The sequence below is a fragment of the Roseateles sp. DAIF2 genome (assembly GCF_015624425.1).
GTDB lineage: Bacteria > Pseudomonadota > Gammaproteobacteria > Burkholderiales > Burkholderiaceae_C > Kinneretia.
In genome coordinates, this window is the sequence record NZ_CP049919.1 from 6,004,005 (window position 1) to 6,010,585 (window position 6,581).

Below are 6,581 nucleotides of genomic sequence, written 5' to 3' on the forward strand. Positions count from 1 at the left end.
AGTCCATCACCCGATGTCCACCGAGTACCGTCCCGAGGTCGACGGCCTGCGCGCCATCGCCGTCCTGTCCGTGATGCTGTTCCACGCAGACATCCCGGGCTTCACCGGCGGCTATGTCGGGGTGGACATCTTCTTCGTCATCTCCGGCTATCTGATCACCGGCATCCTGCTGCGCGCCGTCGAGGCCCGGCAGTTCTCCATCGCGCAGTTCTACGAGCGTCGCATCCGGCGCATCTTTCCCGCCCTGTTCGTCGTCCTCGCGGCATCGACCCTGTGCGCGGGCCTGCTGCTGTTCGCCAACGAGCTGGCGAACTTCGGCAAGAGCCTGTTCGCGACCTCGCTGTTCTATGCCAATTACCACTTCATGCATGACACCGGCTACTTCGCAACGCCGGCCGGCAGCAAACCCCTGCTGCACATGTGGTCGCTGGCCGTCGAGGAGCAGTTCTATCTGCTGTTTCCGCTCTATGTCTATGCGGCCTGGCGCTGGTTCCGGCGGGGGCTGCTGCCGCTCACCGTCCTGCTGAGCCTGCTGTCGTTCGCCTACAGCCTCTGGCTGATCGAGCGCTCGCCGGACCAGGCCTTCTATTCCGCACCCGCACGCGCCTGGGAACTGATGGTCGGCTCGCTGCTGGCCATGGGCTTGCAGCGGTGGCCGCAGCCGATGCGCCTGGGCCGCTCGCAGCTGCTGGCGGGGCTGGGCCTGCTGGCGCTGCTGCTGCCGATCGGTCTGTATACCGAGGCCACCCCGTTTCCCGCCGGTGCCGCGCTGCCTCCGGTGCTGGGCAGCGCGCTGCTGATCTGGGCGGCGGCCACCCCGGGCAATGCGGTGGCCCGCCTGCTGTCGCTGCCGCCGGTGCGCTTCACCGGCCTGATCTCCTACTCCCTGTATCTCTGGCACTGGCCGGTCTTCATGTTCTACAAGACCTATGCCATCCAGGCCCCCGGCGCGCTCGAAACCGGCCTGCTGCTGCTCGCGACCTTTGCATTGGCTACCCTGACCTGGCGCTTCGTCGAGCGCCCATTCCGCCGGGGTGGTGGTGCGCGGCAGCGCCGCCAGGTGCTGATAGCCGGCGCCGCGGCGATGGGCGTCGGCATCTGCTGCGGCGCCCTGCTCGTGCTGGGCAAGGGCTTGCCGGGTCGTTTCGATCCGGAGATTGGTCGCATCCTCGCGGTCGCGGATGACGCTCCCCTGTTGTCATCCTGCCAGGAGCCGCAGGGCCATCCTGGACTCCGGCTGTGCAGCGCCGGGGCCGCCGAGCCGGCGCATGCCAGCTTCGTGGTCTGGGGTGACTCGCATGCCGAGGCCCTGCTGCCCGCGATCGACGCCTCGGCCCGAGCCGCCGGCGCCGCCGGACTGGTGTTCGTGCGTGGCGGCTGCCCGCCCCTGCTGGGGGTCCGCCAGACGCTCGAGGGCTTTCGCGACTGCGCCCGGGGCGCCGATGCCTTCATCCGTTATCTGGCCGATCATCCCGAGCTCAAGCGCGTGATCCTCGTTTCACGCTGGGCCGTCTATGCCACCGGCGAGCGCTTCCGCCGCGAGCCCGGGCACGAGCTCCCTATCACCGACGACCAGGCCACGACCTCCTCGCTGCAAGCCAACCTGCAGGTCTTCGAGCGCGGACTGGCGCGCAGCCTGGACCAGTTGGCAGCCCTCAAACGCGAGGTGGTGCTGGTCACCCAGGTGCCGGAAGCCGAGTACCGCATTCCCGCAGCCATGGCGCGTGCGCGGCATCTGGGCCGTCAGCCGGAACTGGCCCCGCTGCGCGACGACTATCGCGAGCGGCAGGCCCCGGTTGAACAGGCCTTCGAGCGGCAACGCGATCGCCATCGCGACCTTGTCTTCATCCGACCCGAACAGGTTCTCTGTGTGCAGGAGCGCTGCACCATCAGCGTCGACGGCCTGCCGATCTACCGGGACTCCAACCACCTGAGCGCATCGCGCGCCCGCGCGCTCGCGCCACTCTTCGATCCGTTGTTTGCTCCGGGCGGGGCCGGCGGCTGAACGGCCGGCCTACTTGCCGATACAGAAGCGGCTGAAGATCTCGCCCAGCAGGTCGTCGGCCGAGAAGGCGCCGGTGATCTCGCCCAGCGCGTCATGGGCCAGGCGCAGCTCCTCGGCCAGCAGGTCCAGCGCCGGCGGGTCCTGGGTGGCGACGGCCTGGGCCAGCGCCAGATGCTCGTTGGTGCGCTTCAGCGCCTGCACATGGCGCTCGCGCGCGATGAACAGGCCTTCCGGCGTGGCATGCCAGCCGACCTGCTGCAGCAGGCGACGGCGCAGCGCCTCCAGGCCGGTGCCGGTCTTGGCGGACAGCAGCAGCGCGTCCGGGGCCAGGTCTTGCGCACTGCCCTCGTCGGCCTTGTTGAAGATCTGCAGGATGCGCTCGGCCGGAATGCCGGCCAGGCGTTCGCGGATCGAGGCGTCCTCGGCCTCGTAGTCGGGCCGGCCCAGGCGGGTCAGGTCGTGCAGGAACAGGATCACGTCGGCCTCGCCGATCGCATCCCAGCTGCGCGCGACGCCGATGCGCTCGACCTCGTCCTCGGTCTCGCGCAGGCCGGCGGTGTCGCTGACATGCAAGGGCACGCCCTCGATCTGGATGGTCTGGCTGACCTTGTCGCGCGTGGTGCCCGGGATCGGCGTGACGATGGCCAGCTCGGCGCCGGCCAGCGCGTTCAGCAGCGAGCTCTTGCCGACATTGGGCTGGCCGGCCAGCACCACCTTGATGCCCTCGCGCAGCAGCGCGCCCTGCTGGGTGCGGTCCAGCACCGCGGCCAGCCGCGCCTTCAGGCGCTCCAGCTGCCCGAGCGCATCGGCCTGCTGCAGGAAGTCGATCTCCTCCTCGGGGAAGTCCAGGGTGGCCTCGACCAGCATGCGCAGCTTGATCAGCGCGTCGCGCAGCGCGCCGACCTCGCCGGACAGGGCGCCGGCCAGCGCGCGGCTGGCGCTGCGCGCCGCGGCCTCGGTGCTGGCGTCGATCAGGTCGGCCACCGCCTCGGCCTGGGCCAGGTCGAGCTTGCCGTTCAGGAAGGCGCGCTGGGTGAACTCGCCCGGCTCGGCCAGGCGGATGCCGAGCGCGGCGCCGGCCTCCAGGCAGCGCGCCAGCAGCAGCTGCAGCACCACCGGTCCGCCATGGGCCTGCAGCTCCAGCACATGCTCGCCGGTGTAGGAATGCGGCGCGGGGAAATGCAGCGCCAGGCCCTGGTCGATCGCGTCGCCGTTGCCGGCGCGAAAGGGCAGGTAGCTGGCCTCGCGCGGCTTCAGCACGCGGCCGCAGACGGCCTCGATCAGCGGGGCCAGGTCTTGCCGGGCGGAGACCCGCACGATGCCGACGGCGCCGCGTCCGGGTGCGGTGGCGATGGCGGCGATGGGGTCTTGGTGGCGGGACAGCATGGCCGCTATTGTCGGCGACGCCAGGTCCATGAATCGGCGCCGGGCCGTCCCAAGCCGATTCGCGCCCCCGCGGGGGGCAGCCTCGGTACGCCGAGGCGTGGGGGCTTGTCTGGCGCGGGGGAGGCTGCGGCAGCGCTCGCGTGAGCCCTGTCGCCGGCCGAGTCCGCCGCGCCGGTTGTTGCACCGGCCGGCGGATCACTACCCCGCATGGTTGGATTAAAGGCTTCGGCCGCCCATGAAAAAAGCCCCCACTTGGGGGGCTTTCGGCATGCATTGCGCACAAGGGCTCAGTTCTGCACGCCCATGCGCTTGTTGATCATCCATTGCTGGGCGATCGACAGGATGTTGTTGACCAGCCAGTACAGCACCAGGCCGGCCGGGAAGAAGAAGAACATCACGCTGAAGGCCAGCGGCATGATCCACATCATCTTGGCCTGCACCGGATCCGGCGGCGCCGGGTTCAGCCAGACCTGCAGCAGGCTGGTGGCGGTCATCAGCAGCGGCAGGATGAAGTAGGGGTCCTTGGCCGAGAGGTCGACGATCCAGCCGATCCAGGGCGCGTGGCGCATCTCGACGCTGGACAGCAGCACCCAGTACAGCGCGATGAAGAAGGGCATCTGCAGGAAGATCGGCAGGCAGGAGCCGATCGGATTGACCTTCTCCTCGCGGTAGATCTTCATCATCTCCTGCTGCATCTGCTGCGGCTTGTCCTTCAGGCGCTCGCGCATCTCCATGATGCGCGGGTTCACCGCCTTCATCTTGGCCATGCTGCGGTAGGCGCTGGCGTTCAGCCAGTAGAAGGCGATCTTCAGCAGCACCACCAGGGCGATGATGGACCAGCCCCAGTTGCCCAGCTGTTCGTGCAGGAAGTTCAGCAGCCAGAACAGCGGCTTGGACAGGATGGTGAACCAGCCATAGTCCTTCACCAGCTCCAGGCCGGGGGCCAGCGCGGCCAGCTTGTTCTCCTCCTGCGGGCCGACGAACAGCGTGTCCTCGGCGCTGACGCTGGCGCCCGGGGCCGCCTGGCCCATCGGGAACACCATGCCAACCGAGTAGAGGTTGGTGTCGACCTTCTTGGCGTAGAACTCGCGCGGGCCGGCCGCATTGCGCAGCCAGGCGCTGGCGAAGTAATGCTGGACCATCGCGACCCAGCCGTCGCCGGAGTTCTTCTCGAACTCGGCCTTGCCCTTCTCGATGTCCTTGAAGTCGACCTTGTGGAACTTGCTCTTCTCGGTATAGATCGCCGGGCCGGTGAAGGTCGAGTAGAAGCTTGACTCGCCGGGGCCGGCGCTGCCGTCGCGCATCAGCTGCACATAGAGCTGCGGGCTGACCGGCGCGGCCGAGACGTTCTGCACCTCATGCTTGACCGCGACCGCGTAGGTGCCGCGCTTGAAGCTGTAGGTCTTGATCAGCTTCAGGCCGCCCATCTCGGGCGACTCGAAGCGCACCAGCAGTTCCTGCGCTCCCTCGCTCAGCGTGCGGGCGCCGGGCTGCAGGGTCATCAGGTTCAGGTGGTTGGGCGCACCGGCGACGCCGACCAGGCCGGTCTGCGCCACGTAATGGTGCTGCGCGCTGCGGTTCAGCACGACGACATGGCCGCTCGGGTCGGACTCGTCCTTGTGCTTGAGCAGCTCGACGCGCACCAGGCTGCCGCCCTGGCTGTCCAGCGTGGCCTTGATCACGTCGGTGCTGATCACCACGGTCTCGCTGGCCGTCGGGGCCGGGGCGGCACCGGTCGGCGTCGCGGCAGCCGCCGCGGTCGCACCACCCGGCAGCGCGGCCGCGGAGGGCACGCCGGCGGGCGCCGAGGCGGCCGTCGCCACCGGCTTGGCCGGCGCGGGGCTGAACATCGAGGGGTGACCGTTGTGCTTTTGCCAGCCGTCCCACAGTAGGACCAGCGACATGGTGAACACCACCCACAGCACGGTGCGGCGTATATCAGTCATGGGGAAGCTTCAGGATTGGAGGAACAGGATGTGGGGGCGGGGTGCCGCCGCGCAAGCCCGCCGCCGAGGCGGCCGAACAGGCGTGGCGCATTGTCCGGCACGGGATCATGCCCGCCCAGACAAAAAGGATGACAGCGCAGGATGCGCGCGGCGGCCAGATAGCTGCCGGCCGCGGCGCCATGACGCTCCAGCGCCTGCATCGCATAGTTCGAGCAGCTGGGCTGGTAGCGGCAGCCGGCCTGCAGCCAATGGCTGAACAGCAGCTGATAGCCGCGCACCAGACCCTTGAGCAGGCGCTGCGCCGTGATCATGGCGTGGCCGGGTTGGCCGGCGGACGCGGCGGCCGGGTCAGCTTGTGCACCAGCTGCGCCAGTTCGGCATGCACCACCCGGCGCAGGGCCTCGGAGGCGGCGCTGGGGAACTGCTGGCGATCGAAGGGCGCGCGCAGGCGCACCACCCAGAGGCCGGGCGGCAATGCCTTGCCCGCCTCGGCCTCGATCGAGGCGAAAGCGGCGCGGATCTGGCGCTTGAGCAGGGAGCGGGTCACGGCGCGGCGCGCATGGCGCTTGGGCACCACCATGCCCAGCCAGCAGCCCTGCGGCGGCACCGGTTCCTTGACGGTTCCGGGCGAGTCATCCACAGCGATGTGGACGACCGGTGCAGCAACTGTTGATAACTCGGCCTGCGCTGTGGATAAGCGCCGGCCGGGCAGGCTGGGCGGGGCCGCGACATGATGAGCGGCGAAATGGGCGCTGCGCGCCCGGCTGGGGGTACCCAGCACGCGCTCGAAGTCGGCCGATCGCAGGATGCGGCCGATCACGGTCTTGTCGTCCCGACTTAGACGGCCAGGCGCTTGCGGCCCTTGGCGCGGCGTGCGTTGATCACGGCACGGCCGCCACGGGTCTTCATGCGCACCAGGAAGCCATGGGTACGGGCGCGACGGGTCTTGGAAGCTTGGTAAGTGCGTTTCATGTTGGAACCTCTAAAGGCGTCTAATCAATGCGAAGAGCGCTAACAGCGCCTGGGGGCTCCGGACAAGAAACGCCTGCGGTCGCCCAACGGTCGGTTAGCTCGGAGGTCACGGCCTGGCACTCGCGTGCAGGGCCCGCACCGGTCAGCGCCACCTGAAAAACAGGCAACACCCGCGACCGGCACCCGCGCGCCACAACCTCCAGCGCCCGGAAAACCTGCAATTACACCAAAAATCGCCCGGACGGTCAACGCACCGCAGTGGACAAGTCGGG

At 69.0% G+C, this 6,581-nt stretch carries 6 protein-coding genes; 1 reads left to right on the forward strand and 5 read right to left on the reverse strand.

What is annotated here, in order from left to right; all coding sequences use genetic code 11:
* Positions 1-13: 13 nt before the first annotated feature.
* Entirely contained in the window at positions 14-2,005 is a 1,992-nt protein-coding gene (locus G8A07_RS27655; RefSeq protein WP_195795104.1) for an acyltransferase family protein, read from the forward strand.
* 9 nt (positions 2,006-2,014) lie between these two features.
* Here G8A07_RS27655 and mnmE read toward each other — a convergent pair whose 3' ends face one another.
* From mnmE to rpmH, 5 genes are all read right to left on the reverse strand, one after another.
* A complete protein-coding gene (mnmE, locus tag G8A07_RS27660; protein ID WP_195795105.1) occupies positions 2,015-3,391 on the reverse strand; it encodes a tRNA uridine-5-carboxymethylaminomethyl(34) synthesis GTPase MnmE in 1,377 nt (458 codons plus the stop codon).
* 287 nt (positions 3,392-3,678) lie between these two features.
* Complete coding sequence (gene yidC / locus G8A07_RS27665) at positions 3,679-5,337, reverse strand: membrane protein insertase YidC (RefSeq protein WP_195795106.1); 1,659 nt, start codon at positions 5,335-5,337, stop codon at positions 3,679-3,681.
* Complete coding sequence (gene yidD, locus G8A07_RS27670) at positions 5,334-5,648, reverse strand: membrane protein insertion efficiency factor YidD (protein ID WP_195795107.1); 315 nt, start codon at positions 5,646-5,648, stop codon at positions 5,334-5,336. The genes yidC and yidD overlap by 4 nt, the downstream gene beginning before the upstream one ends.
* A complete protein-coding gene (locus G8A07_RS27675; protein WP_249937170.1) occupies positions 5,645-6,157 on the reverse strand; it encodes a ribonuclease P protein component in 513 nt (170 codons plus the stop codon). The genes yidD and G8A07_RS27675 overlap by 4 nt, the downstream gene beginning before the upstream one ends.
* 17 nt (positions 6,158-6,174) lie before the next feature.
* On the reverse strand, positions 6,175-6,309 hold the full coding sequence (rpmH, locus tag G8A07_RS27680; RefSeq protein ID WP_047486751.1) for a 50S ribosomal protein L34: 135 nt from the start codon (positions 6,307-6,309) through the stop codon (positions 6,175-6,177).
* Between the last annotated feature and the right edge of the window lie 272 nt (positions 6,310-6,581).

What these genes read in the sequence shown, in the direction of transcription:
- G8A07_RS27655 (WP_195795104.1), top strand. Translation starts at nt 14, where the DNA reads ATGTCCACCGAGTACCGTCCCGAGGTCGACGGCCTGCGCGCCATCGCC.
- mnmE (WP_195795105.1), bottom strand. Translation starts at nt 3,391, where the DNA reads ATGCTGTCCCGCCACCAAGACCCCATCGCCGCCATCGCCACCGCACCC.
- yidC (WP_195795106.1), bottom strand. Translation starts at nt 5,337, where the DNA reads ATGACTGATATACGCCGCACCGTGCTGTGGGTGGTGTTCACCATGTCG.
- yidD (WP_195795107.1), bottom strand. Translation starts at nt 5,648, where the DNA reads ATGATCACGGCGCAGCGCCTGCTCAAGGGTCTGGTGCGCGGCTATCAG.
- rpmH (WP_047486751.1), bottom strand. Translation starts at nt 6,309, where the DNA reads ATGAAACGCACTTACCAAGCTTCCAAGACCCGTCGCGCCCGTACCCAT.